Source organism: Gilliamella sp. Choc4-2 (genome assembly GCF_001690355.1).
Lineage (GTDB): Bacteria > Pseudomonadota > Gammaproteobacteria > Enterobacterales > Orbaceae > Gilliamella > Gilliamella apicola_A.
Genome location: NZ_LZHG01000019.1, coordinates 1 through 2,964, shown reverse-complemented (window position 1 = coordinate 2,964; position 2,964 = coordinate 1). Strand labels below are relative to the sequence as shown.

1 protein-coding gene is annotated in these 2,964 nt (G+C 37.5%); it reads left to right on the top strand.

Translation table 11 applies throughout. The features are described 5' to 3' along the window. A partial coding sequence (locus A9G34_RS10705) for a hypothetical protein (protein ID WP_176701468.1) occupies nucleotides 1–2,964 on the top strand: 2,964 nt, incomplete at both ends.

The following is a 2,964-nucleotide window of genomic DNA, read 5'->3' as shown; positions in this document are numbered from 1 at the left end:
CCGAGCCGTACCGTTTAAAGATATTTTTGGTAGCAGTTATCAAACTTACCAAGCAGAAAACAGCAAAGTACTGGAATTTCGTTTTGATGAGCATCTTGATAATTTTGAATCGGTACATGGGTTTACCCGTTTAAAAGACCAAAAATTAAAATATGTGCTACATACCAATCAATTATACCAAGGGGATAAACCGATATCCTGCGGCGTCGTGCTGGAAGACACTTTAGGTATCGCCGAAGAGCTCAACTCGCAACGGGTATCGCACCTGCATGTATTTACCCCCCAAGAAGATAGCCACGCTCCCTCAAAAGCTAAATCCTTAATGCCTTTTGACCGTGACGAAACAGAAGTATACCAACGGCGGGGTGAAGCACTGTATAACCAAGTTAACCCCAAGTTAAAACGCATGTTTAAGTATTATCAAGCTGACATGTTTAAAAAGCGCACGATTTTACAGTTAATGGAGAATTATCGAACTTCAATTGAAGATGCTTATGACACTGAAATCGCTCGGCTACAAGAACACTATGAATACCTAAAAAATATTGATGCCGCTTATGACTCTGGTAATGAATTTTTACAACAAGTCGAATATGAAATTAAAGACACCGAATCAGAAAAGGCCAAAAAAATTGAAAAAATAAACCAGCAGATTAATCATGGTGAAGTTAATAAATTTAAAGATGAATTAGAAAGCGAATTTAAAGAAATAACTCACTATTATAAAGAGTGGTCGCAAGACTATTTTACTTATGTTCGTTGGTTATTTGGCGATGCAAAATTTATCTCGCCATACAGCAAAATAAAACCGACGTCTTTTAATCAAAATCATTTTTGGCAGAAAGAGTTTGATTTTTCAAACGATACAAGCTCGCTTATTCATATAAAAGAAATTATCCAAATCTTGATTGATTCAACCCATGCAGAAGTGCGTTTTGAAGAAGACGATGCCCTATGGGATGAACTACTGAGCAATCCAGCTAGTATTTTTTATATAGTAGAGCATAAAAATAACCAAGGGATTGACCTTGAAGCAATGGCATTTCTCGATTTAGACACCGAAACACCGATAAAATGGCGTGATGTTATCAGCCAATCAACTGGTTTTGCTTCTGCTTATAATGCGCATCAAGAACAAAAGACACAAACCACTAAAAGCAATAAAGAGCAAGCCCTTCTAAAAACCAAAGAGAGCTTAGAGCTAGAGATTGAAAAAAAACAACAAGAAATTAACGCCAAACAAGAAGCGTTAAACCAACATCAAAACTATGACCCACAAGCGCATTACAAGCTACAAAAAATAAGAAACCAAAAAATTAGCGAGCTTAACCGCCTAAAAAAATGTTTAAATTCGATTAATGACAAACTAGCCGAAATGGCAAGCGCACCCATTGTCATAATGGATGCGGGTAAAAATCGATATCTGCATGAGTTAGGGCTTAAAAAATACACGCTTTTAAAAACCAATAAGCAACACCAGCCTATTGAGCCACGCTTAAAACTGCTTGATACGTTCTCTTATTTAAGCGATTTGGGGGGGCACCCTGTTGAGTTTACTATGCAAGTGAGACAAGATAAGATTCGACAAGTGTACGCACTATTAACCCAACTACAAGGGAGTTTTTTCCGTGAAAACAGCTTAACGGGACCTGAAATTGCCTTTTTAGAAAAATTTGATGTCACCGACCCAAAATATGACGTCGGGTCAAAAAAACCAACAACTCAAAAGTTTAGCTTTACGCTCTGTTTTCCAGATGAGTTTAGTAAAGGGATAGTGGTTAGCTATCTAAAAAATAAAGAGATACTTAACCCTTATGATTTTAAAAACTTTTTAACTAGCAAAATGGCGGGTTATGTCACCTTGGTCAATCGTACAACCGTATTACAACGCAAAATTGACATGGTCAATCAACAAAAATCCCGCAACGACGAAGCGATTCACCAGTCGAATGAGAATAAACGAGAAGACAAAATCAAACAGCGTGAGATAAATCGCGAAATCGAAGCGATGAATCAAAGCGAAATGGAAAAAGCGAAAATTGAAGAAAAACTGTCAACGCATAAACAAGTAAAAATAACTCGTCAAAGTGCTAAAGCAGTTAAACTTAGCTATGGTGTCAATGCAATAATGGGCGTTATCAGCATGTTAAATATTCACGATAACCTAAAAGCGTGGGACACCGTTAAAGAAGGTGAAAGCCAAGATAAAAAAATGCACCAACTGGCGATTGACTTAGGCTCGTTAGCATTATTAAGTGTTGATAGCGTGGCTTTATACCGTGACATCAAATTAAAAATGCAGCTAGTTAAAGCGATGCGTTCAACGGTTTCGGGCACATTAGTACCTGAAATTAAAGCTAAACAGATGTTAAATACCTTGATTTCTAAAACCGTAGCCAAAGCTTTTGCGGCTATAACTATTTTTGAAGCCTTAGGCGAGTTAAAAAGTGCCTTGGGGATGTGGAATATGGAGGATAAAGATTATATGATAGCTAGAATTGGTGGCTCAATTTCATCAATTATAGGTTCTATTTTATTATTAACTCAAACTCCTCTTTTCATTGTAGCAGGAGCTTTTTTATTACTAATTAGTTTATATGCATTTGCTTATAGCAAAAAATACGATAATTTTACCCCTATCGATCACTGGTTAAACCGCTGTTATTTTGGGGTGCAAGAAGAGTTTGCCTATTTAGGGTATGGCGCTTATCACGAAGAGCAAGAGGCATTTGTGGGTTTTGGGCAGTCGGTAAATGACTATTTGGTTGCGGTGTCGGGCATTGACACCTTTATGATCTTTAAAAAACCAAGTTCATTTAGTGGGATGAAGCTACATCACCGCCACCTCTATTTTTATTTAACATACCCGAATAATGCAACCATCGCCCACCTGCCGTTGCAGGCCACGGTTACATTATTTGGCAAGAATGGGCAACGTGATGAGGATATGATTGAATCTCGCTT